Below are 22,360 nucleotides of genomic sequence, written 5' to 3'. Positions count from 1 at the left end.
GGTGCAATGACGCCCGTCAGCGTGTGGCGCGCCCGTCGCCTGCACGCGCTCCTTCCCACGAATTCGCAAGGACCCTGCCCATGACCTCCGAGTACCAGACCGAGCAACCCGACCGCAGCGAGATCGACGCGCTCCAGGGCCCGGCCGTGGTGGAGTTCGGCACCAACTGGTGCGGCATCTGCAAGGCCGCGCAGCCGAACATTGCCGAGGCTTTTGCCCAGTACCCGAACGTGCGCCGCATCAAGGTGGAAGACGGCAGCGGCCGCCCGCTGGGGCGTTCGTTCAACGTGCGGCTGTGGCCCACGCTGGTGTTCCTGCGCGACGGGCAACAGGTCGCGAAGCTGGTGCGGCCGGAAGACAGCCAGTCGATCGCCGAGGCATTGGCGTTGATCGATTCGCCGGCCTGAGTTCCGTTATTCAGGGCGACGCTCCCGCCGACGGGGAGCCTTGCTCCGCGAATGTCCCCCGGGGCTTCGCCCCTCCTCCTTGATTTCGCTGCGCAAGGCACCCCATCGACGTGAGCGTTGGGCAGTGCAGCTGTTGATCGGCCAGCACCACGACCGCGCCCATCGTGCACAGGACACTGGGTGCTTCCCGCAGCGAAATCAAGGAGGAGGGCGAAGCCCGGGGGACATTCGCGGAGGGAAGTACCCGGTGGCCTGTGCACGCGCCCTGAACCAGCGCCCTACAACCCCAGCTGCCGAAAATCCCGAGGCGCGTGCCCCGTCCACTGCAGGAACGCACGCGAAAAGCTCTTCTCGTTGCGAAACCCCACCGCCAGCGCCACCTGCTTGATCGGCCGCGTGGTCCGGCGCAGCTGTTCCACCGCGAGCTCGTGCCGCACCTCGTTCTTCAGCACCTGCAGCGAGGTGCCCTCTTCATGCAGCTGCCGGTGCAGCGTGCGCCCCGACACATTCAGCAGCCCCGCCAGCGCTTCCGCCGTGGTGGCCTCGCCGGCGCGCGCGCGCAGCAGTTCGCGCACGCGCTGGCCCAGCAGGCGGTCGCGGCGGTACTGCAGCACCGTGAGCGGCAGGGCGCGCTTGAGCATGGTGCGCAGCGCGCGCTCGTCGCGCAGCAGCGGCAGCGCGAGGTAGCGCTCGTCGAAGCTGATGCTGGCCTGCGGCGCGTCGAAGTGCACGTCGGGCGTGAACATCAGCGGGTAGGCGTCGCGGTGCGGCGGCGCCGCGAACGGAAAGGTGGCCTGGCGCAGCGAGATGCGCGAGTCGATCGCCCAGCACACGTAGCCGTGCATGAAGCGCAGGCTCGTCACCAGGCAGAACTCGCGGAACGCCGGGTCGAGCGGGCGGTTCTCGGTGATGCGCAGCGTGGCCACGCCGCCGGTCACGTCCAGCGCGAGCGTGATGTCCTCGGTCAGCAGGCGGTGGTGGCGGCACCAGCGTTTCATGGCCACGCCCAGGTCGGGCGAGGTGAGCGAGGCGCGGCACAGCATGCCGTAGCTGCCCCAGGGCAGGCGGCGCGAGAACCAGCCCAGCGCCTCGTCGTCCAGCTCCTGCATCGCGTGGCCCGACAGCGCCTCGAACTGCGCGGCCGTCACCCGGGCGCCCGGGCGGGCCAGCTCGCGCGGCGCGATCTGTGCCGCCTGCAGGGCCTGCGCCGGGTCCTTGCCGTAGCGGGCATACCCTTGCACGATGGCTCGCACGAAGGCCATCGGCGTGACGGCGCGGGCGGGTCGCAGGAAGGCGGGGGACGACGTGGTGGAGGGCATCGGTCGTGGCGCAATTTGCAACCATTGTGGCGCCAATTGCGGCGCCACGAGGCGTAAGCTGCGTTTTTTCAAGCGCCATCCGCGCGGGCAGCCCTGCGCGCCGACCCCTTCAGAGGAGACAAGACTCATGCACGATTTCGGCCTCAACTTCGACCTGGGCGACGACATCGACGCGCTGCGCAGCGCGATCCAGGACTTCGCCGCCAACGAAATCGCGCCCCGCGCCGCCGAGATCGACCGCGACAACCTGTTCCCGCACGACCTGTGGCAAAAGCTCGGCGAGCTGGGCCTGCACGGCATGACGGTGAAGGAGGAATTCGGCGGCACCGAGCTGGGCTACCTGGCCCACATCGTGGCCATGGAAGAAGTCTCGCGCGCCTCGGCCTCGGTGGGCCTGTCGTACGGCGCGCACTCCAACCTGTGCGTGAACCAGATCCACCGCAACGGCAGCGACGCGCAGAAGAAGAAATACCTGCCCAAGCTGGTGAGCGGCGAGCACGTCGGCGCGCTGGCCATGAGCGAGCCCAACGCCGGCTCCGACGTGGTGAGCATGAAGCTCAAGGCCGACAAAAAGGACGGCTACTACGTGCTCAACGGCGGCAAGATGTGGATCACCAACGGCGGCGACGCCGACACGCTGGTCATCTACGCCAAGACCGAACCCGAGATGGGCGCGCGCGGCATGACGGCCTTCATCGTCGAAAAGAATTTCAAAGGTTTTTCGGCAGGCACCAAGCTCGACAAGCTCGGCATGCGCGGCTCCAACACCTTCCCGCTGTTCTTCGACAACTGCGAAGTGCCCGAAGAGAACGTGCTCGGCGGCGAAGGCATGGGCGCCAAGGTGCTGATGAGCGGCCTGGACTACGAGCGCGCCGTGCTCTCGGGCGGCCCGCTGGGCATCATGGCCGCCTGCATGGACGCCGTGATTCCCTACATCCACGAGCGCCAGCAGTTCGGCCAGAGCATCGGCGAGTTCCAGCTGATGCAGGGCAAGATCGCTGACATGTACTCGACCTGGCAGGCCACCCGCGCCTACGTGTACGCCGTGGGCAAGGCCTGCGACCGCAACGACCATGCGCGCACCTTCCGCAAGGACGCGGCGGGCGCCATCCTGTACTCGGCCGAGAAGGCAACCTGGATGGCCGGCGAGGCGATCCAGACGCTGGGCGGCGTGGGCTACACCAAGGACTTCCCGGTCGAGCGGCTGTGGCGCGACGCCAAGCTGTACGAGATCGGCGCGGGCACGAGCGAAGTGCGCCGCATGCTCATCGGCCGCGAGCTGTTCTCAGAAACGGCATAAGTCGCCGCACACCCTCACCCCACCCTCTCCCCGCAGGGAGAGGGCGCCAGACAAGGAGACAAGACGATGCCACTGACGCAGAGCCTGGCCCAAGGCGCCACGGACGTCCCCCTCATCGAGCAAGCCATCGGCGACTTCTTCGACGACATGGTCGAGAAGCAGCCTGAACGCGAAGCCCTCGTCAGCCGCCACGAAGGCCAGCGCTTCACCTACCGCGAACTGCAGACCGCGTCGAACAAGCTGGCCAGCGCACTGCTGGGCCTGGGGCTCGTGCCCGGCGACCGCGTGGGCATCTGGTCGCACAACAACGTGCCGTGGGTGCTGATGCAGATCGCGACCGCCAAGGTCGGCCTGATCCTCGTGAACATCAACCCCGCCTACCGCACCTCCGAGCTCGAGTACGCGCTCAACAAGGTCGGCTGCAAGGCGCTGGTGACGATGGCGCAGTTCAAGACCAGCGACTACCTGGGCATGCTGCGCGAGCTGGGCCCGGCCAAGCTGCCGCTGCTGCAGCACACCTTCTGGATCGACAAGCCCGGCCAGGGCGACGAGCAGCCCGGCATGCGCCGCTTCAGCGAGCTGCTGGCCGGCGGCGATGCGGCCGACGCGCGCGTGGCCGCCACGCAGAAGACGCTGAAGGCCACCGACCCGATCAACATCCAGTTCACCAGCGGCACCACGGGCTTCCCCAAGGGCGCAACGCTCACGCACCGCAACATCCTGAACAACGGCTTCTTCATCGGCGAATGCATGAAGCTCACGCCGGCCGACCGCCTGTGCATCCCGGTGCCGCTGTACCACTGCTTCGGCATGGTGCTGGGCAACCTGGCCTGCCTCACGCACGGCTCGGCCATCGTGTACCCGAACGACGGGTTCGATCCGCTCACCGTGCTCGAGACGGTGCAGGCCGAGAAGTGCACGGGCCTGCACGGCGTGCCCACGATGTTCATCGCCGAGCTGGACCATCCGCGCTTCAAGGAGTTCGATCTGTCGACCTTGCGCACCGGCATCATGGCCGGCTCGCCGTGCCCCATCGAAGTGATGAAGCGCGTGGTCAACGAGATGCACCTGGGCGAGATCACCATCGCCTACGGCATGACCGAGACCAGCCCCGTGAGCTGCCAGAGCAGCACCGACACGCCGCTGGACCGCCGCGTGTCCACGGTAGGCACCGTGCAGCCGCACCTCGAGGTGAAGATCATCGACCCCGAGACCGGCGCGATCATGCCGCCGGGCCAGTCGGGCGAGCTGTGCACGCGCGGCTACTCGGTGATGCACGGCTACTGGGAAGACGAGCCCAAGACGCGCGAGGCCATCGACGCCGAGCGCTGGATGCACACCGGCGACCTCGCCACGATGGATGCCGAGGGCTACGTGAACATCGTCGGGCGCATCAAGGACCTGGTGATCCGCGGCGGCGAGAACATCTACCCGCGCGAGATCGAAGAATTTTTGTACCGCCACCCGAAGGTGCAGGACGTGCAGGTGGTCGGCCTGCCCGACAAGAAGTACGGCGAAGAGCTGTGCGCCTGGATCATCGTCAAGCCCGGCCAGAGCGCCACCGACGCCGAGATCCGCGACTTCTGCAAGGGCCAGATCGCGCACTACAAGGTGCCCAAGTACATCCAGTTCGTCTCCGAGTTCCCGATGACGGTGACCGGCAAGATCCAGAAATTCAAGATCCGCGACGCCATGACCGAGCAGCTCGGTCTCAGCCAAGAAAAGACAGCATGAGCAAACTCGAAACCAAACTCAACGCACGGTCGGCCGACTTCCAGGCCAATGCGGCCGCGATGCGCGCGCTGGTCGACGACCTGCAGCAGCAGTTCGCGAAGGTGGAGCAGGGCGGCGGCGAGGCCGCGCGCGCCAAGCACACGGCGCGCGGCAAGCTGCTGCCGCGCGACCGCGTGGCCGAGCTGCTCGACCCGGGCACGCCCTTCCTCGAGATCGCGCCGCTGGCCGCGCATGCGATGTACCTCGATGCCAAGGGGGCCGAGTCGGCGCCCGGCGCCGGCATCATCGCGGGCATCGGCCGCGTGAACGGCGTGGACTGCATGATCGTGTGCAACGACGCCACGGTGAAGGGCGGCACCTACTACCCGATGACGGTCAAGAAGCACCTGCGCGCGCAGGAGATCGCCGAGCAGAACCGCCTGCCCTGCATCTACCTCGTGGACTCGGGCGGCGCCAACCTGCCGAACCAGGACGAGGTGTTTCCCGACCGCGATCACTTCGGCCGCATCTTCTACAACCAGGCCAACATGAGCGCCCAGGGCATTCCGCAGATCGCGGTGGTCATGGGCTCGTGCACGGCCGGCGGCGCGTACGTGCCGGCGATGAGCGACGAATCGATCATCGTGAAGAACCAGGGCACCATCTTCCTGGGCGGCCCGCCGCTCGTGAAGGCAGCCACCGGCGAGGTCGTGTCGGCCGAAGACCTGGGCGGCGGCGACGTGCACACGCGCCTGTCGGGCGTGGTCGACCACCTGGCGCAGAACGACCTGCACGCGCTGGCGCTGGCGCGCTCGGCAGTGGCCAACCTCAACGCGAAGGCCGCCGACACGCCGCAAGGCGCCGCGGTGCGCGCACCCGACTTCCCGCGCGAAGAGCTGTACGGCGTGATCCCCACCGACACGCGCAAGCCCTTCGACGTGCGCGAGATCATTGCGCGCATCGTCGACGGCAGCGAGTTCCACGAGTTCAAGGCACGCTTCGGCGCCACGCTGGTCTGCGGCTTCGCCGAGATCGAGGGCATGCCCGTGGGCATCATCGCGAACAACGGCATCCTGTTCAGCGAGTCGGCACAGAAGGGCGCGCACTTCATCGAGCTGTGCTGCCAGCGCAAGATCCCGTTGGTGTTCCTGCAGAACATCACCGGCTTCATGGTGGGCCGCAAGTACGAGAACGAAGGCATCGCGCGCCACGGCGCCAAGATGGTGACGGCCGTGGCCACCGCCAACGTGCCGAAGTTCACGATCATCATCGGCGGCAGCTTCGGCGCCGGCAACTACGGCATGTGCGGCCGTGCGTACAGCCCGCGCTTCCTCTGGATGTGGCCCAACGCGCGCATCAGCGTCATGGGCGGCGAGCAGGCCGCGAGCGTGCTGGCCACGGTGAAGCGCGACGGCATCGAACTGAAGGGCGGCAGCTGGAGCGCCGACGAGGAAGAAGCCTTCAAGGCACCGATCCGCCAGCAGTACGAAGACCAGGGCCACCCCTACTACGCCACCGCGCGCCTGTGGGACGACGGCATCATCGACCCGGCCGACACGCGCCGCGTGCTGGCACTGGGCCTGGCCGCATCGCGCAACGCGCCGATCCCCGAGCCCAAGTTCGGCATCTTCCGCATGTGACCAGGGGCACCGCATGAGCAGCACCTTCACCAAGCTGAACCTCGCCATCGACGGCGCGGTCGCCCGCATCTGGCTCGACCAGCCCGACGCGCGCAACGCCTTCGACGACGTCGTGATCGCCGAGCTGACGCAGGCTTTCCTCGAAGCCGGCGGCGCGCCGCAGGTCAAGGCCGTCGTGCTCGGCGCGAACGGCCCGGCCTTCTGCGCGGGCGCCAACCTCAACTGGATGCGCCGCATGGCCGACTACACGCGGGGCGAGAACCTCGCCGACGCGGGCAAGCTGGCCGACATGCTGCGCACCATCGCCGAGTGCCCCAAGCCCACCATCGCGCGCGTGCAGGGCGACGTGTACGCGGGCGGCATGGGGCTCGTGGCCGCGTGCGACATGGCCGTGAGCGTCGACACCGCGTGGTACTGCCTGAGCGAAGTGAAGATCGGCCTCGTGCCCGCGACCATCAGCCCGTATGTGCTGCGCGCCATGGGCCCGCGCGCCTCGCAGCGCTACTTCCTCACGGCCGAGCGCTTCACCGCCGCCGAGGCGCACCGCATCGGCTTCGTGCATGAAGTGGTGGCCGCCGACGCGCTCGATGCCAAGGTCGACGAGCTGCTGAAGGCGCTCACCGGCGCCAGCCCCGCCGCCGTGCGCGCCTGCAAGCAGCTGATCGCCGACGTGGCCGGCCGCGAGATCGACAGCGCGCTCATCGCCAAGACGGTCGAAGGCATCGCCGACATCCGCGCCAGCGACGAAGGCCGCGAGGGCGTGCAGGCCTTCCTGCAGAAGCGCAAGCCGAGCTGGCTGGCCGGCTGACCCACCGCCGCACGCCATGAACACGCTCGACATGCCGCAACTGCTCGCACTGGCCGCCGCCATCGGCTGGGCCAGCGGCGTGCGCCTGTACCTCGTCGTGCTGCTGACCGGCCTGGTCGGCTACTTCGGCTGGGTGCCGCTGCCCGCGGGGCTGCAGATGCTCGCGCATCCGATCGTGCTGGCGGTCAGCGGCTTCATGGTGTTCGTCGAGTTCTTCGCCGACAAGATCCCGGGCCTGGACTCGCTGTGGGACGTGGTGCACACCGCCATCCGCATCCCCGCCGGCGCGGCGCTCGCGGCCAGCGTGTTCGGTGCCGACCACGGCGCCATGGCCGTCGTCGCGGCGCTGCTGGGTGGCGGCTTCGCGGCCACGGCGCATGCGGCCAAGGCCACCACGCGCGCGGCCATCAACACCTCGCCCGAGCCGTTCTCGAACGTGGGTGCATCGCTGGTCGAAGACTCGATGGTGCCGGCCGGGCTGTGGCTCGCGGTGGCGCATCCGCTGGTCTTTCTGGTGCTGTTCGTCTTCGTGCTCGTGCTCAGCGTGTGGCTCATCCGCAAGAGCTGGCGTTTCTTGCGCGCGCTGTTCAGCCGCGTGGCACGCATCTTCAGTGGCCGGCCCGATCCGGGCGTCACGTCCGCCTTTCAACTGAAAAAGAATCCTCCGGGAGACACTCCGAATGTTTAAGAAGATCCTCATCGCCAACCGTGGCGAGATCGCCTGCCGCGTGGCCGCAACCGCTCGTCGCATGGCGGTTCGCACCGTCGCCGTGTACTCCGATGCCGATGCGCACGCCAACCATGTGCGCGCCTGCGACGAGTCGGTGTACCTCGGCGGCAGCGCCCCGAAGGACAGCTACCTGCGCTGGGAAAAGATCCTCGAGGCCGCCAAGGCCACGGGCGCCGAAGCCGTGCACCCGGGCTACGGCTTCCTCAGCGAGAACGAAGAGTTCGCACAGGCCTGCGCCGACGCCGGCCTGGCCTTCATCGGCCCGCCGCCCTCGGCGATCAAGGCCATGGGCCTGAAGGCCGAGTCGAAGCAGCTGATGGAAAAGGCCGGCGTGCCGCTGGTGCCCGGCTACCACGGCGCCGACCAGGACCCGGCGCTGCTGCAGCGCGAAGCCGACCGCATCGGCTACCCGGTGCTCATCAAGGCCAGCGCCGGCGGCGGTGGCAAGGGCATGCGCGCGGTCGACAAGGCCGCCGACTTCGAGGCCGCGCTGGCCTCGTGCAAGCGCGAAGCCATCAACAGCTTCGGCGACGACGCGGTGCTGATCGAGAAGTACGTGCAGCGCCCGCGCCACATCGAGATCCAGGTGTTCGGCGACACGCAGGGCAACTACGTCTACCTGTTCGAGCGCGACTGCTCGGTGCAGCGGCGCCACCAGAAGGTGCTGGAAGAAGCGCCCGCGCCCGGCATGACCGAGGCGATGCGCAAGCAGATGGGCGATGCGGCCGTGGCTGCCGCGCGCGCCGTGAACTACGTCGGCGCAGGTACTGTCGAGTTCATCGTCGAGCAGCGCGAAGGCGGCGAGATGAACTTCTTCTTCATGGAGATGAACACGCGCCTGCAGGTGGAGCATCCGGTCACGGAAGCCATCACGGGCCTCGACCTCGTCGAATGGCAATTGCGCGTGGCCTCGGGCGAGCCGCTGCCCGCCAAGCAATCGGAACTGCAGATCCACGGCCACGCCATCGAGGCGCGCATCTGCGCCGAGAACCCCGACAACAACTTCCTGCCCGCCACCGGCACCTTGCGCGTGTACCGCAAGCCGCAGGCGACCGCTTTCCAGCGCAGCCGCGTGCGCATCGACGACGGCGTGCGCGAGGGCGGCGAGATCTCGCCCTTCTACGACTCGATGATCGCCAAGCTCATCGTGCACGGCAGCACGCGCGCCGAGGCGCTGGCCCGGCTCGACGCCGCGCTGGCGCAGGTGCAGATCGTGGGCGTGTCGACCAACGTGCAGTTCTTGCGCGGCATCCTGGCGACCGAGTCGTTCTCGAAGGCCAACCTCGACACCGCGCTCATCGAGCGCGAGCGCGCCGTGCTGTTCGACCGCGAGCCGCTGGGCCTGCCGCTGGCCGCCGCCGCTGCCATCACGCGCACGCTGGTCACCGAGTGGCCGACGCAGCTGCCCGACCCCTTCGAACGCCGCGACGGCTGGCGCGCACACGGCGAGTACAAGCGCCGCTTCGACTTCGAGTTCCGTGGCACCGAGCACAGCGCACTGCTGACCTACCGCCGCGACGGCGGCCTGCACCTCGAAGTGGGCGGTGTCGAAGGCCCGCTCACCATCGGGCGTTTTCCCACGGGCGAGTTCGAGCTCGAGTTCGCCGGCACGCGCCAGACCCTCGACGTGCACCTGGACGGCGCCACCGCCCATGTGTTCGCGGCGAAGGGCGCCACGCGCCTCACGGCCATCGACCGCCTCGCCCACGCGGGCGACACCCACGCCGAAGGCGGCCGCCTCACGGCGCCGATGCCCGGCAAGGTCGTGTCCTTCGCGGTCAAGGCCGGCGACAAGGTCAGCCGCGGCCAGCCGCTGGCCGTGATGGAAGCCATGAAGATGGAGCACACCATCGCCGCGCCGGCCGACGGCACGGTGGAGGAACTGATGTTCGCGCCGGGCGAGCAGGTGGCGGAAGGCGACGAATTGTTGCGAATGGCGGCTGCGGCGGCTTAACCCCGTTCGGGCCGTTCGCCCGTATCAGCGGTGGTAGTCATTCTTTTCAAGGAGTCCTGATGATCCGCCGCACCCTTTCCATGTCGACACCCCGCGCCGCCGTGCGCCACCGCGCAGGCGCTGTCCTGCTGGCCCTGGCGGCCGCCCTGTCGCTGGCCGGCTGCGACCGCCAGCGCAGTGCCGAGTCGGCCGCGCCGGCCTCCGCGTCCATGCCGGCGCCGCCGATGGGCTATGGCGGTGCCATGAAAGCACAGCGGGCGAGCGCACCGCAGGCCGAGATCGTCGCGTCGCAGTCCGACGAGGCGCGGGGCGGCAGTGGCGAGACCGCGCTGCAGCGCTTCCTGGCCGTGCGCCAGGACCTGAATGTCGAAGTCCCGGCTGAACAGCTGGCCGACGCCTGGGGCAAGGTGCGCGACCTGTGCGGCACGCTGAAGTGCGAGCTGCTGTCGTCCTCGCTGCTGCGCGAGACGCCGCAGCAGCCGGGCAACGCCCTGCTCGAGATGCGCGTGGAACCCGCCGACGTCGACAAGCTGCTCGGCGGCCTGGCCGGCGTGGCGAACGTGGTCTCGCACACCACCACCAGCGAGGACAAGACCTCCGAGGTGATCGACGTCGAGGCCCGCATCAAGAACCGCACCGAGTTCCGCGACAGCCTGCGCGTGATGCTGCGCGACACCGTCACCAAGCGCACCATGGCCGACCTGCTGGCGATCCAGCGCACGCTGTCGGACACGCAGGCCGAACTCGACGCCATCGCCACCCAGCGCAAGGTGCTGGCGCAGCAGACCAGCAAGCAGCACATCCAGATCCAGTTCACGCCCAAGCGCGCGCTGGTCAGCGGCAGCGACGGCTACAGCCCGATGGCGCATGCGCTGCGCAACGCCGGCGACGTGCTGGCCGAAAGCGTGGGCGCGCTCATCACCTTCGTGGCCGCGGCGCTGCCGTGGTTGCTGCTGGTGGTGCTGCCCGTGGGGTGGCTGGTGCGGGTGCTGTGGCGTCGCCGCCGCGCCAAGTCGGCGTGAGACACTGCGCGCCGGCCGCGCCCGACACAGCGCGGCCGCACGACAAGAAGGAGGGGCCGCATGGTGGGTCGATTTCGGAAGTTTCTTGCGGGACTGGGCCTGGGGAAGGCGCAGGACGATGGGGCGGTGCCTGCCTCTGTGCCGGCTGCGCCTGAACCGGCGCCACCGCCCGCAGCGCCCCCTGCACTGCGCTACACCTTCGACGTCAAACTTGCCCAGCCCATGGAACGGTTGATTGCCGCCCCGTGGGCCTCGGCGCCCCCGACGCCCTCGAAGCCTCCACCACGGAACCCGCCCGCGCCACCCGTCGAGGCACCTCCGCCGCAGTTCGACGCGACACCGGACCTGCCGGAACCCTTCGGTTACAAGGTCTGCTGGTTTGCCGTGCGAGCCTCGGACCCCGCACAGGTGCTCGATGCCCTCGGGTGGGCGTCCGAAGGGCCGGCCAACTGGCACACCGGCATCGCGGCGGCCTACCGCCGGACGTCTGGCGGACAGGCCTCCTGGGTGTTCGCATCACCGCCCGTCGAGGGCTGGGTGCTTCTCGTGGGAGACGGCCTGCCGTATCCCGCCGTGTACCCGGAGGACCGCCTCGAAGGCATCGGGCAGGCCTTCGACGTGATCTTCACGCGCCTGAAGGACCATTTCGGCGAAGCGCAGTTCTTCGGCAGCCACCGTGTCGCCGACTTCGTCACCTGGGCGCGCGCACGGCGCGGCGAGCCCGGGCGGCAGTTCTGCTATGCAGGCAGCAGCGGCGAGGTGTATGCGAACGTGGGCGCACAGAGCGCCGAGGAAGCCGCACTGGGCTTTGCCGTGCTCAGCGGACTGTCGCCGGTCGATGCGCGCGATCGGCTCTCGGACCTGCTCGAGGATGAATTCGCACGGGAGGCAGCGCTGGTCGCCTCAGGCATGTCGCACCGCGACGCCGACCGCCAGGTCCGTCCGACTGGCCGCAGCGTCATGCCCGGCGAAGAGGACGTCACGGCGCTTGCTGATGCGTGGAGTGTCGACCCGACGCGGCTCGACGAAGCGGACCGGGGTTACTTGCCGGGCGTGGGGTTGATGGCGCGTGTTCCGACGGACCTGGGGCAAGCGCCCGTCAGCCCACCACCACTTCGCTGATCTGCATCACCGGCGCGATGTCGGTGTAGTTCTTCACGTCGCCCATGATCTCCTTCACGTGCGGGCCGAAGGCCTTCTGGAAGGACTCGACCGATTCGGCGAACACGTGGCACATGCCGACATACGTGGGCGGCGTGCCCGGTGCGCCGCCGCCCAGGCCCTTGTCGATGGTGTACGAGAGGCAGGCGTCGCCCATGCGGGCCTTGAGCATGGGCATGTGCTGGTCGCGGTAGTAGTCGTGGTCGAACCGCGCGCCGGGGGTGTGGGGGTACATCACGCTGACTTTGATCATGGAAGGTGTCTCCTGGGTGGCTGAATGCGGTCGAGCATAGGAGATGGCGCGCGACGCAACAAGCCGGTGCCTTCTAAGATGGCGTCCATGCGAATCTCCGTCTACCTCACCGACAACCGTCCCGATCCCTGGATCGATGGCCTGAAGGCCGAACTCCCCGAAGCCACCATCGAAGCCTGGACGCCCGGCGCGCCGCAGGCCGACCACGGCGTGGTGTGGGCGCCGCCCCAGCAGTTCCTCGACGAGCAGCCCGACCTGCGCGGCCTGTTCAACATCGGCGCGGGCGTCGATGCGCTGCTCAAGCTCAGGGTGCCCGCGCACACGCGCATCGTGCGGCTCGACGATGCGGGCATGTCGGTGCAGATGGCCGAGTACGTGTGCCACACGCTCATTCGCCACTTCCGCGAATTCGACGTGTACGAAGCGGATGCGCGCGAGGGCAAGTGGAGCTACCGCAAGCCGAAGCTGCGGCGCGACTTCCCGGTCGGCATCATGGGCCTGGGCGTGCTCGGCGAGCGCGTGGCCAAGGCGGTGGCGCAGTTCGAATTTCCGGTGCTCGGCTGGAGCCGTTCGCCCAAGGCGCTCGACGGCGTGCAGGTGTTCAGCGGCGAGGCGCAGTTCGACGAGTTCCTGGCGTCCACGCGCGTGCTGGTCAACCTGCTGCCGCTGACCGAAGCCACGCGCGGCATCCTGAACCGCACCACGCTGGGCAAGCTCAAGCCCGAGGGCTACCTCATCAGCATCGCGCGCGGCGGCCACCTGGTCGAAGACGACCTGATCCCGATGCTCGACGCCGGCCAGCTCGCGGGCGCCACGCTCGACGTGTTCCAGGTCGAGCCGCTGCCGGCCGACCATGCCTTCTGGCGGCATCCGAAGATCACCGTGACGCCGCACGGCTCGGCGCGCACGCTGCGCGAGGAGTCCATCGCCCAGATCGCCGGGAAGATCCGCGCGATGGAGCAGGGCCTGCCGATCGCCGGCATCGTCGATCCCGTCCGCGGCTACTGACGGCCCTGCGCCGACGACGACGGTCCGGCTGACATGCGGCCGGCGGGGGAAAACCCCGACGCTTTTGTTTTTCACATACGAGAAAATTTCTTCATGGTTGTGAAAACAGCGTTCCGCGTGATCGAGATCGTCGAGCTCTTTGCCCGGGAGAAGCAGCCGCTGGCCCTGTCCGAGATGGCGCGGCTGCTCGACATGCCGGTGTCCAGCTGTCTGGGCCTGATCCGCACGCTCGAAGAGCAGGGCTACATGTACGAGACCGGCCGCCGCCAGGGCTACTACCCCACGGGCCGGCTGCTGGCCATGGCGCAGGTCATCGCCGCGCACGACCCGGTGCTCGACCGGGTGAAGGCCACGCTCGAGGAACTGCGCGACGCTGCCTGCGAAACGGTGGTGTTCGGCAAGTTTCGTGATGCGGAAAACGTCGTCTATCTTGACGTGCTGAGCGCACCGCAGCGCATCCGCTACACGGCCGAGTCGGGCGAAACGCGCCCCGCGTACGCCAACTCGCTGGGCCGCGCGCTGCTGTCCACGCTCGCGCCCGAAGCGCGCCGCAAGCTGCTCGAGGGCATGACGCTCGCGCCGCTCACCGACGCCACGCTCACCACCGCCGATGCCATCGAGGCCGAGCTGCAGCGCGGCGCCGCGCGCGGCTGGTACGGCAACCTCGGCGAAAGCATTCCCGACCTGATCGGCCTGGCCTGGCCGCTGCGCATCGGCGGCGAGGCCTACGCGATCTCGGTGGCCGGCCCGCGCTACCGCATGGAAGCGCGCATCGACGACATCGCCGCGATGCTTCGCTCGGCCTGCCTCGCGATCGAACCCAAGACAGAAAGTCCCCGATGACCGCAACTGCTGCGCGCTACTTCGTCCGCGAGGACGAGATCACCGGCTACCACCCGGCCAACCACACCGGCACGCTGAACAAGCGGCTCATTGGCCCCGAGACCGTGGGCGCCAAGCAGCTCGAGGTGCTGGTGGGCCACATCCAGAAGGGCAAGGGCGCGCTGCCGCATGCGCACCCGGGCATCGAGCAGGTCTGCTACATGCTCGAAGGCCGCGCGGTCGCCGAGGTGGGCGGCCAGCGGCAGGAGCTGCACCCTGGCGACAGCTGCTTTTTTCCGGCCGACGCGATGCACACCTTCACGGTGGTGAGCGACGAGCCGGTGCGCGTGCTGGTGATCTACAGCCCGCCGTACGAGGAATCGCCGGAGCGCGTGATCCGGCCCTGAACGACAACCCCCGGAGACACAACCATGCAGACGAAGAACGCGACAGAAACAGTCGCGGTGGAAAGCCGCCGCCGTTTCATTTCCATCGGCGCTGCGGCAGGCCTCGTGGGCGCCGCGCCCTGGGCCTTCGCGCAGGACGGCGGCTATCCGAAGCAGCCGATCAAGCTCATCGTGCCTTTCGCGGCCGGCAGCGGCACCGACGCGGTGGCGCGCATCACCGCGCAGATGCTGGGCGAGGCGCTCAAGGCCTCGGTGATCGTCGACAACCGGGCCGGCGCCAGCGGCGTGATCGCGGCCGAGCTGGTGGCCAAGGCGCCGCCCGACGGCTACACGCTCTTCATGACGACCAACACCACGCACTCGGCCAACCCGAGCCTGATGAAGTCGCTGCCCTACGACCCGGTGAAAGACTTCGCGCCCGTCAGCCGCATGGGCAACCTGCCGTTCATGCTGGTGGTGAACAACGACCTGCCCGTGAAGAGCGTGGCCGAGCTGCTGGCCTGGGGCCGCGCGCATCCCGGCAAGCTGACCTACGCCAGCGGCAACAGCACCGGCATCGTGAGCGGCGCCACGCTGTCGCGCATGAGCGGCATCCCGATGCTGCACGTGCCCTACAAGAGCACGCCGCCGGCCATCGCCGACCTCATCGGCGGACAGGTGTCGATGATGGTGGTCGACCTCGCCGCGGGGCTCGCCACGGTCAAGGCCGGCAAGATGCGCGCCATTGCGGTCACCACGCAGGAGCGCACCAAGCTCTTTCCCGAACTGCCGCCGCTGGCCGACACGCCCGAGCTCAAGGGCTTCGACATCACCTCGTGGAACGGCGTGTTCGCGCCGGCCGGCACGCCGCGCGATGTCGTGCTCAAGCTCAACAAGGCGCTGTCGGAGATGGCGAACGGCGCTGCCTTCCGCGAGCGCGTGACGAAGCTGGGCTTCGATGCGTTCGGCAGCACGCCGGAAGAACTCGGGGCCTTCACCGTGTCCGAGCTGGCGAAGTGGAAGAAGCTGATCCAGGCCGCGGGCATTCAACCGGAATGAGCGACGCGACCGGACCCCTCGAAGGCATCCGCATCCTCGACCTCACGGCCGTGGTGATGGGCCCGTACGCCACGCAGACGCTTGGCGACCTCGGCGCCGACGTCATCAAGGTCGAGCCGCCGTCGGGCGACAACCTGCGCGCCGTCGGCCCGATGCGCCATGCGGGCATGGGCGCGATGGCGATGCACCTGAACCGCAACAAGCGCTCCATCGTGCTCGACCTCAAGCAGCCCGAAGGCCGCGAGGCCTGCCTGCGGCTCGCGGCGGGCTGCGATGCGCTCATCTACAACACGCGCCCGCAGGCGATGGCACGGCTGGGGCTCGGCTACGAGGCCGTGGCCGCGGTCAATCCGAAGATCGTGTACCTCGGCGCCTTCGGCTACGGCGAAGAAGGCCCCTACGCCGGCAAGCCCGCGTACGACGACCTGATCCAGGGCGCGGCCGGCGTCGCCTCGCTCTTCGCGCAGCAAAGCGGCGGCGCGCCGCGCTACGCGCCCGTCACGCTGGCCGACCGCGCCGTGGGCCTGCAGGCCGCCATCGCGCTGCTCGCCGCCGTGCTCAGCTCGCAGCGCACCGGCAAAGGCCAGGCGGTGGAAGTGCCGATGTTCGAGGCGCTCTCTCAGTTCGTGATGGGCGACCACCTCGGCGGCCACAGCTTCGAGCCGCCGCTCGGGCCCACCGGCTACGCGCGCCTGCTCGCGGAGCACCGCAAGCCCTACGCCACGGCCGATGGTTACCTCGGCGTGCTCATCTACAACGACAAGCACTGGCAGGCCTTCTTCGACGTGATCGGCCGGCCCGAGCTGCGCAGCTCGCCGATGTTCGGCACGCACACGGCGCGCGCCGCGAACATCGGCGCGGTCTACGCATTCGTCGCCGAGGTGATGGCCACGCGCGGCAGCGACGAATGGATGGCGCTGCTCGAAGCCGCCGACATCCCCGTCGCGCGCCTGCACACCACCGAGAGCCTGCTCGACGACCCGCACCTGCGCGCCGTCGATTTCTTCCCCGAGTTCGACCACCCGAGCGAAGGCCGCATCCGCACGCTCGCGCCTGTCGGCCGCTATAGCGCCACGCCCGCGGCCATCCGCCGGCCTGCGCCGCGCATCGGCGAGCAGAGCGTCGAGTTGCTGCGTGAAGCGGGCTACGCGGACGACGCCATCGACCGCCTGCTCGCGCGCGGCGTCACGCTGCAGCCGGACCCCATGAAAGACAACAGCGAATGAATTTCTCCCTGAACGAAGACCAGCGCTCGCTCGTCGCGGCCATCGAGCGCCTGTGCGAAGACTTCCCCATTGACTACTGGCGCGACCACGACGACCGCGCCGTGTTCCCGCACGAATTCCATCGCGCCGTCGCCGAGAGCGGCTGGCTCGGCATCGCCATGCCCGAGGCGCAGGGCGGCGCGGGGCTGGGCATCACCGAGGCGGCGCTGATGATGCGTGCCATCAGCGCGTCGGGCGCGGGCATGTCGGGCGCGTCGTCGGTGCACATGAACATCTTCGGCCTCAACCCGGTGGTGGTGTTCGGCACGGAGGAACAGCGCCAGCGCTTCCTGCCGCCGCTGATCGCAGGCACCGAGAAAGCCTGCTTCGCCGTGACCGAGCCCGACGCGGGGCTCGACACCACAAGCCTCAAGACGCAGGCGGTGCGCCAGCCGAACGGCAGCTATGTGCTGCACGGCCGCAAGATCTGGATCTCGACCGCGCAGGTGGCCGACCGCATGCTGATCCTCACGCGCACCACGCCGCTCGATCAGGTGAAGAAGCCCACGCAAGGCCTCACGCTGTTCTACACGGCGCTGGACCGAAGCAAGGTCGAGGTGCGCGAGATCCACAAGCTGGGCCGCGCGGCGGTCGACTCCAACATGCTCTTCATCGACGGCCTCGAGGTGCCCGAAGAAGACCGCATCGGCGAGGAAGGCCGGGGCTTCGAATACATCCTGCACGGCCTGAACCCCGAGCGCATCCTGATCGCGGCGGAAGCCATCGGCATCGGCCGCGCCGCGCTGCGCATCGCTTCGCAGTACGCGCAGGAGCGTGTCGTCTTCGGCCGGCCCATCGGCCAGAACCAGGGCGTGGCGCATCCGCTCGCGCGCGCCTGGGCCAACCTGGAGGCGGCCGACCTGATGATGCTCAAGGCCGCCACGCTGTACGACGCGGGCGAGCCCTGCGGCATCGAGGCCAACGCCGCCAAGTACCTCGCGGCCGAGGCGGCGCACGACGCCTGCCAGAACGCCGTGCTCACACTGGGTGGCATGGGCTACGCGAAGGAATACCATGTCGAGCGCCTGCTGCGCGAGAGCTACATCCCGCGCATCGCGCCGGTCAGCCCGCAGATGATCCTGAACTTCATCGCCGAAAAAGCACTGGGGCTGCCGAAGTCGTACTGACCCACTTTCCATGAACGCTCACGCCACCATCACCCGCCATCTCGTCGTCCACGGCCTCGTGCAGGGCGTGGGCTACCGCTGGTCGATGGTGCAGGCCGCGCAGCGGCTCGGCGTGCGCGGCTGGGTGCGCAACCGGCGCGACGGCAAGGTCGAAGCGCTCGTGGCCGGCGAGGCCGATGCGGTCGAGGCGCTGGTGCACTGGGCGCGCCAGGGGCCGGCCGGTGCGCGCGTGGCGGCGGTCGATGTGAGCGAGGCCGAAGCCGCGAGCAATCTGCCCGACGGCTTCGCGCAGCGCGAAACCGTCTAGCGGCTGTTTTCCTGCGGGGCCGACCGGTTGGCACCATTTGCAACCCCACAGGCGCGCATTGCTACCTTCCGCGACTTGTGTACCAAGCAGCGCGCGGCCATGTGTCGGACAATCGAAGCCGGTTTTTCATCACCCTCCCGCGACAGCGACACCAGAGACATCCCATGAAACTCCCCACCCAGGTCAAGCTCGTCGACGTCGGTCCGCGCGACGGCCTCCAGAACGAAAAGCAACCCGTCTCCGCCGAGGTCAAGATCGGCCTCGTGCACCGCCTGCAGGACGCCGGCCTGAAAGAGATCGAGGTCACCAGCTTCGTCTCGCCCAAGTGGGTGCCGCAGATGGCCGACAACGCCGAAGTGATGCACGGCATCGTGCGCAAGCCGGGCGTTCTCTACTCGGTGCTCACGCCCAACATGAAGGGTTTCGAGGCCGCCATCGCCGCGCCGCGCGAAGAGTGGCCCGACGAGATCGTGGTGTTCGGCGCCGCGAGCGAGGCCTTCAGCCAGAAGAACATCAACTGCTCGATCGCCGAGAGCATCGAGCGCTTCGCGCCCGTGGTCGAGGCGGCGCGCGCCAAGGGCATCGCCGTGCGCGGCGCCATGTCGTGCACCGTGGGCTGCCCCTACGAAGGCGGGATCGATCCGTCCAAGGTCGGCTACCTCGCGCAACTGATGAAGGGCATCGGCGTGCAGCGCGTGGACGTGGCCGACACCATCGGCGTGGGCACGCCGCGCAAGGTGCAGGCGGCCATGGAGGCCACGCTGGCGCACTTCGATGTCGACGCCATCTCCGGCCACTTCCACGACACCTACGGGCAGGCGCTGGTCAACACGCTGGCGGCGCTCGAGCTGGGTGTGTGGAACTTCCAGTCGTCCTCGGCCGGCCTGGGTGGCTGCCCCTACGCCAAGGGCGCGACGGGCAACGTCGCGACCGAGGACGTGGTCTACATGCTGCACGGCATGGGCATCGCCACCGGCATCGACCTGGACAAGCTCATCGACGCGGGCGTGTACATCAGCGAAGCGCTGGGCCGCGAACCGAACTCGCGTGCCTCGAAGGCCATCCGCACCAAGCGCGCGGGCTGAGCCTTTTTTCTTTTTCTCAGCGCCCGAAGGCGCGCAGCCCGAGCAGCACCACCACCGCCGCGGCCAGCAGCACGGTGGTGCACTGCCAGAACAGCACCGGGCGGCGCTCGATCAGCGGCGGCATCCGCGCACTCCAGAACTCCGGGCCCGGCGCGCGCAGGTCGTGCGCGAACTCCGACACCGCCTGCTGCCGCTTCGCGGCCTGCGGGTGCAGCGCCTTCTGCAGCACGGCATCGACCCACGCGGGCAGCTCGGGCCGCAGGTGGCGCACCGGCACATAGCGCAGGCGCCCCACATCGGCTTGCGTGCGGATGCGCGACACCTGCAGGCCGTAGGGCAGCTGGCCGCACAGCATCTGGTAGACGATCGCGGCCAGCGAGAACAGGTCGGAGCGCGCACTGCCGCCGTGGCCGGTGAAGTACTCGGGCGCGGTGTACTGCAGCGTGCCTTCGATGGCGAGCGCGCGCGCCTCGCCGCTGCCGTCGGCCAGGCCGGCCACGTGGGTCGCGGCCAGGTCGATGATCTTCACGGTGCCGGCGCGGTCGATCATCACGTTCTCGGGGCGCAGGTCCTGGTGCAGCATCTCCTTGCCGTGCAGCGCCTGCAGCCCGCGCGCCAACTGCGCGACGATGCCGCGCACGCTGTCCAGGTCGGGCCGGGGGTGGTCGACCATCCATTGCGCGAGCGTGTGGCCGTCGACGTACTCCATGGCCACGTACAGGTGCGCGCGCGGGCGCTCGACGGCGCTGGCCTTGAGCACGTGCGGGCTGTCGATGCGCCGCGCCACCCACTCCTCGAGCACGAAGCGGTCGAGGTAGCCGGGGTCGTCGCGCAGGTCGACCGACGGCAGCTTCAGCACGACCGGCTGGCCGGTGGCGTCGTCGGTGGCCAGGTAGACGTGGCTGCGCGCGCTCATGTGCAGCTCGCGCACGAGGCTGAAGCCTTCGAAGCGGGCCCGCGGCGCCAGCGCCGGCGGCATCGCCAGGCCTTCGCGCTGCAGCTGCGCGGGCGGCGCGGCGGCGTCGGGCAGTTCGTCGATGCGCAGCAGCTGCACCGTGATGTCGTCGGTGCTGCCCCGGGTGCGCGCGGTTTCCGCGAGCCAGCGCGCTGCTTCGTCGAAGTCGTCGGCATGCAGCGCCAGCGCCTCGTGCACGGCGGCGGCGTCCAGGTGCGTGTAGGCGCCATCGGTGGCCAGCAGGTAGACCTCGCCCACCTCGGCTTGCCAGCAGCGGTGGTCGATCTCCACATGGGCGCCCGCGCCCAGCGCGCGCCCGAGGTACGACTCGACCGACGACACGCGCACGCGGTGGTCCTCGGTGAGCTGTTCGAGCGCGCCGGCATGCAGCCGGTGGATGCGCGCATCGCCCACGTGCAGCAGGTGCGCGTCGCGGCCCTTGAGGATCAGCGCGCTGAAGGTGCAGACGTAGCCGCTGTCCTTGTCGAAGCGCGCGTCGCTGCGCATCGTCTGCGCATGCAGCCAGGCGTTGGTGGCGCCCAGCACGCGCTGCGCCGCGCGCTGCACCGACCAGGTGTCGGAGGTGGCGTAGTAGTCGTCGAGAAAGCCGCGCACGGCCGCCGCGCTCGCCACCTGGCTCACGTGGCTGGAGCCGATGCCGTCGGCCAGCGCCACGGCGATGCCCTTGGAAAGAAGCAGCGCGCCCTCGGGCAGCATGGCGCCGTGGAAGTCCTGGTTGACCGGCGCGTGAAGCCCCGCCAGCGAATGCTGGCCGAGCGTCACGCGCAGCTGCTTGCGCGGCGGCGCGGGCATGCGAACCGTGGGGCTGCGGTTCAGCTGGCGACGCGCTTGGCCGCCGTCTTGTAGTGCGTGGCGTACAGCGTGAGGCCCACGAAGGTCAGGCCGCCGACGAGGTTGCCGATCACCGTGGGCAGTTCGTTCCAGATCAGGTAGTCCATGAAGGTGAACTTGCCGCCCAGCATCAGGCCGGCGGGGAACAGGAACATGTTGACGATGGAGTGCTCGAAGCCCATGTAGAAGAAGACCATCACGGGCATCCACATGCCGATGGCCTTGCCCGACACGGTGGTCGACATCATGGCCGCGACCACGCCGGTCGAGACCATCCAGTTGCACATCACGCCGCGGATGAACAGCGTGAGCATGCCGGCCGCGCCGTGCGCCGCATAGCCGACGGTGCGGCCTTCGCCGATGTGGCCGAGCTTCTCGCCGATGGCGTTGGGCGCCTCGCTGAAGCCGAAGGTGAAGATGATCGCCATGAACACCGCGACCGTGAGTGCGCCGGCGAAGTTGCCCACGAACACCAGGCTCCAGTTGCGCATCACGCCGCCCCAGGTGGCGCCGGGGCGCTTGTCGAGCACGGCCAGCGGCGCCAGCGTGAACACGCCCGTGAGCAGGTCGAAGCCCAGCAGGTACAGCATGATGAAGCCGACCGGGAACAGCATCGCGCCCACCAGCGCGTTGCCGGTGTTCACGGTGATGCTCACGGCGAAGGCCGCGGCCAGCGCGAGGATGGCGCCGGCCATGTACGAGCGGATCAGCGTGTCGCGCGTGGACATCAGCAGCTTGGATTCACCGGCGTCGACCATCTTGGTCACGAATTCGGCAGGAGCGAGGTAGGCCATTCGGGGTCCTTGGAGAGAGGCTGAAAAAAACGGAAGAGGGCGAAGCGGCGTCAGGCGAGCGCGACGAGCACGCGGCCGTCCTCGACGCGCACCGCATGCGCGCGCACCGAGTGCTCGGGCGCCTCCAGGCATTCGCCGCTGCGCAGGTCGAAGTGGTTCTTGTAGAGCGGCGAGGCCACGACGATGCGCTCGCCCAGGCTGCCGACCAGCCCGCGCGAGAGCACGCTGGCGCCAGCCTTCGGGTCGACGTTGTCGATGGCGAAGAGCGACGGCTCCTGGCCGACGCGGAAGATCGCGACATGCACGCCGTCGACCAGCGCGCACACGCCGGTGTCGGGGAGGATGTCGCCGGCGGCGCACACGGCGGTCCAGGTCTGGGTGTCTGTGGTCATG

The 22,360-nt window shown here is 69.0% G+C and carries 22 protein-coding genes; 17 read left to right on the top strand and 5 right to left on the bottom strand.

What is annotated here, in order from left to right:
• Positions 1-80 precede the first annotated feature (80 nt).
• A complete protein-coding gene (locus AC57B8_RS19740) occupies positions 81-407 on the top strand; it encodes a thioredoxin family protein (protein WP_496480504.1) in 327 nt (108 codons plus the stop codon).
• A 278-nt stretch (positions 408-685) separates the two neighbouring features.
• Here AC57B8_RS19740 and AC57B8_RS19735 read toward each other — a convergent pair whose 3' ends face one another.
• Positions 686-1,726, bottom strand: coding sequence for an AraC family transcriptional regulator ligand-binding domain-containing protein (locus tag AC57B8_RS19735; RefSeq protein ID WP_492737589.1), 1,041 nt, complete (start codon positions 1,724-1,726; stop codon positions 686-688).
• A 127-nt stretch (positions 1,727-1,853) separates the two neighbouring features.
• Between AC57B8_RS19735 and AC57B8_RS19730 the strand changes: the two genes are divergently transcribed.
• From AC57B8_RS19730 to AC57B8_RS19695, 8 genes are all read left to right on the top strand, one after another.
• Positions 1,854-3,026, top strand: coding sequence for an isovaleryl-CoA dehydrogenase (locus tag AC57B8_RS19730; RefSeq protein ID WP_056577364.1), 1,173 nt, complete (start codon positions 1,854-1,856; stop codon positions 3,024-3,026).
• Positions 3,027-3,092: 66 nt separating this feature from the next.
• A complete protein-coding gene (locus tag AC57B8_RS19725) occupies positions 3,093-4,760 on the top strand; it encodes an AMP-binding protein (protein ID WP_095746924.1) in 1,668 nt (555 codons plus the stop codon).
• A complete protein-coding gene (locus AC57B8_RS19720) occupies positions 4,757-6,379 on the top strand; it encodes a carboxyl transferase domain-containing protein (protein WP_307584289.1) in 1,623 nt (540 codons plus the stop codon). The genes AC57B8_RS19725 and AC57B8_RS19720 overlap by 4 nt, the downstream gene beginning before the upstream one ends.
• Before the next feature lie 13 nt (positions 6,380-6,392).
• Positions 6,393-7,187 (top strand): enoyl-CoA hydratase/isomerase family protein, encoded by a 795-nt coding sequence (locus tag AC57B8_RS19715; RefSeq protein WP_496480503.1) that lies wholly within the window; start codon positions 6,393-6,395, stop codon positions 7,185-7,187.
• A gap of 16 nt (positions 7,188-7,203) precedes the next feature.
• The gene (locus AC57B8_RS19710; RefSeq protein ID WP_139701356.1) at positions 7,204-7,875 is read left to right on the top strand and encodes a DUF4126 domain-containing protein; all 672 of its coding nucleotides are present in this window, start codon (positions 7,204-7,206) and stop codon (positions 7,873-7,875) included.
• A complete protein-coding gene (locus AC57B8_RS19705) occupies positions 7,868-9,871 on the top strand; it encodes an acetyl/propionyl/methylcrotonyl-CoA carboxylase subunit alpha (protein ID WP_496480502.1) in 2,004 nt (667 codons plus the stop codon). The genes AC57B8_RS19710 and AC57B8_RS19705 overlap by 8 nt, the downstream gene beginning before the upstream one ends.
• A gap of 59 nt (positions 9,872-9,930) precedes the next feature.
• Complete coding sequence (locus AC57B8_RS19700) at positions 9,931-10,893, top strand: DUF4349 domain-containing protein (protein ID WP_496480501.1); 963 nt, start codon at positions 9,931-9,933, stop codon at positions 10,891-10,893.
• 408 nt (positions 10,894-11,301) lie between these two features.
• Positions 11,302-12,015 carry a hypothetical protein gene (locus tag AC57B8_RS19695; protein ID WP_496480500.1) on the top strand — a complete coding sequence of 238 codons (714 nt, stop codon included), beginning with the start codon at positions 11,302-11,304 and terminating at the stop codon, positions 12,013-12,015.
• Here the strand turns inward: AC57B8_RS19695 and AC57B8_RS19690 are convergent.
• The gene (locus AC57B8_RS19690) at positions 11,993-12,307 is read right to left on the bottom strand and encodes an EthD family reductase (protein ID WP_496480499.1); all 315 of its coding nucleotides are present in this window, start codon (positions 12,305-12,307) and stop codon (positions 11,993-11,995) included. The two genes, AC57B8_RS19695 and AC57B8_RS19690, sit on opposite strands and share 23 nt — an antisense overlap.
• An 87-nt stretch (positions 12,308-12,394) precedes the next feature.
• Between AC57B8_RS19690 and AC57B8_RS19685 the strand changes: the two genes are divergently transcribed.
• From AC57B8_RS19685 to AC57B8_RS19650, 8 genes are all read left to right on the top strand, one after another.
• Positions 12,395-13,315 carry a 2-hydroxyacid dehydrogenase gene (locus AC57B8_RS19685; protein WP_496480498.1) on the top strand — a complete coding sequence of 307 codons (921 nt, stop codon included), beginning with the start codon at positions 12,395-12,397 and terminating at the stop codon, positions 13,313-13,315.
• Positions 13,316-13,408: 93 nt separating this feature from the next.
• Positions 13,409-14,158 carry an IclR family transcriptional regulator gene (locus tag AC57B8_RS19680; RefSeq protein ID WP_489062497.1) on the top strand — a complete coding sequence of 250 codons (750 nt, stop codon included), beginning with the start codon at positions 13,409-13,411 and terminating at the stop codon, positions 14,156-14,158.
• Positions 14,155-14,544, top strand: coding sequence for a cupin domain-containing protein (locus tag AC57B8_RS19675; protein WP_095746917.1), 390 nt, complete (start codon positions 14,155-14,157; stop codon positions 14,542-14,544). Before AC57B8_RS19680 ends, AC57B8_RS19675 begins: the two co-directional genes overlap by 4 nt.
• Positions 14,545-14,568: 24 nt before the next feature.
• Complete coding sequence (locus AC57B8_RS19670; RefSeq protein ID WP_062477323.1) at positions 14,569-15,582, top strand: Bug family tripartite tricarboxylate transporter substrate binding protein; 1,014 nt, start codon at positions 14,569-14,571, stop codon at positions 15,580-15,582.
• Entirely contained in the window at positions 15,579-16,808 is a 1,230-nt protein-coding gene (locus AC57B8_RS19665) for a CaiB/BaiF CoA transferase family protein (RefSeq protein ID WP_496480497.1), read from the top strand. Before AC57B8_RS19670 ends, AC57B8_RS19665 begins: the two co-directional genes overlap by 4 nt.
• Entirely contained in the window at positions 16,805-17,974 is a 1,170-nt protein-coding gene (locus AC57B8_RS19660) for an acyl-CoA dehydrogenase family protein (RefSeq protein WP_496480496.1), read from the top strand. Before AC57B8_RS19665 ends, AC57B8_RS19660 begins: the two co-directional genes overlap by 4 nt.
• 10 nt (positions 17,975-17,984) lie before the next feature.
• Positions 17,985-18,281: an acylphosphatase gene (locus AC57B8_RS19655; protein ID WP_496480495.1), complete on the top strand. Its 297-nt coding sequence runs from the start codon at positions 17,985-17,987 to the stop codon at positions 18,279-18,281.
• 164 nt (positions 18,282-18,445) lie between these two features.
• Positions 18,446-19,366, top strand: coding sequence for a hydroxymethylglutaryl-CoA lyase (locus AC57B8_RS19650; protein WP_496480494.1), 921 nt, complete (start codon positions 18,446-18,448; stop codon positions 19,364-19,366).
• 16 nt (positions 19,367-19,382) lie between these two features.
• Here the strand turns inward: AC57B8_RS19650 and AC57B8_RS19645 are convergent, their stop codons facing one another.
• From AC57B8_RS19645 to nirD, 3 genes are read right to left on the bottom strand one after another with little or no spacing between them, the layout of a single operon-like run.
• Positions 19,383-21,134 (bottom strand): bifunctional protein-serine/threonine kinase/phosphatase, encoded by a 1,752-nt coding sequence (locus AC57B8_RS19645; protein WP_496480493.1) that lies wholly within the window; start codon positions 21,132-21,134, stop codon positions 19,383-19,385.
• 20 nt (positions 21,135-21,154) lie between these two features.
• Entirely contained in the window at positions 21,155-21,967 is an 813-nt protein-coding gene (locus AC57B8_RS19640) for a formate/nitrite transporter family protein (RefSeq protein ID WP_369630246.1), read from the bottom strand.
• 50 nt (positions 21,968-22,017) lie between these two features.
• Positions 22,018-22,359, bottom strand: a complete 342-nt coding sequence (gene nirD, locus AC57B8_RS19635; RefSeq protein ID WP_070062899.1) for a nitrite reductase small subunit NirD — start codon at positions 22,357-22,359, stop codon at positions 22,018-22,020.
• Position 22,360: the final 1 nt, after the last annotated feature.

It is taken from the genome of Variovorax sp. BGA-UO-ETr-C22, from assembly GCF_059567965.1.
This window is presented reverse-complemented; position numbering and strand designations above follow the sequence as displayed.

What these genes read in the sequence shown, in the direction of transcription:
- AC57B8_RS19740 (WP_496480504.1), top strand. Translation starts at nt 81, where the DNA reads ATGACCTCCGAGTACCAGACCGAGCAACCCGACCGCAGCGAGATCGAC.
- AC57B8_RS19735 (WP_492737589.1), bottom strand. Translation starts at nt 1,726, where the DNA reads ATGCCCTCCACCACGTCGTCCCCCGCCTTCCTGCGACCCGCCCGCGCC.
- AC57B8_RS19730 (WP_056577364.1), top strand. Translation starts at nt 1,854, where the DNA reads ATGCACGATTTCGGCCTCAACTTCGACCTGGGCGACGACATCGACGCG.
- AC57B8_RS19725 (WP_095746924.1), top strand. Translation starts at nt 3,093, where the DNA reads ATGCCACTGACGCAGAGCCTGGCCCAAGGCGCCACGGACGTCCCCCTC.
- AC57B8_RS19720 (WP_307584289.1), top strand. Translation starts at nt 4,757, where the DNA reads ATGAGCAAACTCGAAACCAAACTCAACGCACGGTCGGCCGACTTCCAG.
- AC57B8_RS19715 (WP_496480503.1), top strand. Translation starts at nt 6,393, where the DNA reads ATGAGCAGCACCTTCACCAAGCTGAACCTCGCCATCGACGGCGCGGTC.
- AC57B8_RS19710 (WP_139701356.1), top strand. Translation starts at nt 7,204, where the DNA reads ATGAACACGCTCGACATGCCGCAACTGCTCGCACTGGCCGCCGCCATC.
- AC57B8_RS19705 (WP_496480502.1), top strand. Translation starts at nt 7,868, where the DNA reads ATGTTTAAGAAGATCCTCATCGCCAACCGTGGCGAGATCGCCTGCCGC.
- AC57B8_RS19700 (WP_496480501.1), top strand. Translation starts at nt 9,931, where the DNA reads ATGATCCGCCGCACCCTTTCCATGTCGACACCCCGCGCCGCCGTGCGC.
- AC57B8_RS19690 (WP_496480499.1), bottom strand. Translation starts at nt 12,307, where the DNA reads ATGATCAAAGTCAGCGTGATGTACCCCCACACCCCCGGCGCGCGGTTC.
- AC57B8_RS19685 (WP_496480498.1), top strand. Translation starts at nt 12,395, where the DNA reads ATGCGAATCTCCGTCTACCTCACCGACAACCGTCCCGATCCCTGGATC.
- AC57B8_RS19680 (WP_489062497.1), top strand. Translation starts at nt 13,409, where the DNA reads ATGGTTGTGAAAACAGCGTTCCGCGTGATCGAGATCGTCGAGCTCTTT.
- AC57B8_RS19675 (WP_095746917.1), top strand. Translation starts at nt 14,155, where the DNA reads ATGACCGCAACTGCTGCGCGCTACTTCGTCCGCGAGGACGAGATCACC.
- AC57B8_RS19670 (WP_062477323.1), top strand. Translation starts at nt 14,569, where the DNA reads ATGCAGACGAAGAACGCGACAGAAACAGTCGCGGTGGAAAGCCGCCGC.
- AC57B8_RS19665 (WP_496480497.1), top strand. Translation starts at nt 15,579, where the DNA reads ATGAGCGACGCGACCGGACCCCTCGAAGGCATCCGCATCCTCGACCTC.
- AC57B8_RS19660 (WP_496480496.1), top strand. Translation starts at nt 16,805, where the DNA reads ATGAATTTCTCCCTGAACGAAGACCAGCGCTCGCTCGTCGCGGCCATC.
- AC57B8_RS19655 (WP_496480495.1), top strand. Translation starts at nt 17,985, where the DNA reads ATGAACGCTCACGCCACCATCACCCGCCATCTCGTCGTCCACGGCCTC.
- AC57B8_RS19650 (WP_496480494.1), top strand. Translation starts at nt 18,446, where the DNA reads ATGAAACTCCCCACCCAGGTCAAGCTCGTCGACGTCGGTCCGCGCGAC.
- AC57B8_RS19645 (WP_496480493.1), bottom strand. Translation starts at nt 21,134, where the DNA reads ATGCCCGCGCCGCCGCGCAAGCAGCTGCGCGTGACGCTCGGCCAGCAT.
- AC57B8_RS19640 (WP_369630246.1), bottom strand. Translation starts at nt 21,967, where the DNA reads ATGGCCTACCTCGCTCCTGCCGAATTCGTGACCAAGATGGTCGACGCC.
- nirD (WP_070062899.1), bottom strand. Translation starts at nt 22,359, where the DNA reads ATGACCACAGACACCCAGACCTGGACCGCCGTGTGCGCCGCCGGCGAC.